This is a genomic window from Citrobacter sp. Cpo040 (assembly GCF_030332915.1).
Lineage (GTDB): Bacteria > Pseudomonadota > Gammaproteobacteria > Enterobacterales > Enterobacteriaceae > Citrobacter > Citrobacter portucalensis.
The window spans coordinates 1-542 of the sequence record NZ_JAOWGX010000020.1; the positions used below are offsets into that span (position 1 = coordinate 1).

General features: G+C 57.2%; 2 protein-coding genes. Both read right to left on the reverse strand.

Translation table 11 applies throughout. The features are described 5' to 3' along the window. Positions 1-101: 101 nt before the first annotated feature. The gene (locus OGX86_RS00305; RefSeq protein ID WP_096758178.1) at positions 102-401 is read right to left on the reverse strand and encodes a derepression protein; all 300 of its coding nucleotides are present in this window, start codon (positions 399-401) and stop codon (positions 102-104) included. After that, positions 394-542 (reverse strand): host cell division inhibitor Icd-like protein (locus OGX86_RS00310; protein ID WP_502872536.1); only part of this gene is annotated, 149 nt, incomplete at its 5' end. The genes OGX86_RS00310 and OGX86_RS00305, both read right to left, overlap by 8 nt.

Consider the following 542-nt stretch of genomic DNA (forward strand, 5'->3'; position numbering starts at 1 on the left):
AGCGGTACGGCATATCCCACGGAATACCGTCGGCCAGCACGCCCGACACCACCACATCAGGAAATCCTGTACAGCGATATATTTCACCCGGCTGAGGGAAATCAAACATGGTGCTCACCTCCGTTTCCCGACGTCGTGGCGAGAAAGTCACGGCACAGGCCTTTGGCCTTAAGTTCTTCGAGCACATGGCTGATGTCTTCATGCACATAACTCAGGATTTGCGGGGTATAAAGCTGGCTGAGACCGTTGATTTCGTGGCGTCGTAAATCACTGCCAAAATACTGCAGGGTTTCACAGGCACGGTTGAGTTTATGGAATGATTCGAGGCTCAGGTGTTCACGGAGGACGTTGAGGTCATCACGACGCGCTGAGACGGTCTGAGCGGCAGGCTGATTATGCATGGCACACCCCCGCCAACGGTAAACGAGCGGCAAGGGAAAGCACGTATTCCCGGACAAGGGCGCGGCGGGCGGCCAGCTCGTCACCGGCAACGGTGCGGAGCATACAGATACGGGGTTTACGGTCTGCGCGACGGACGGCGG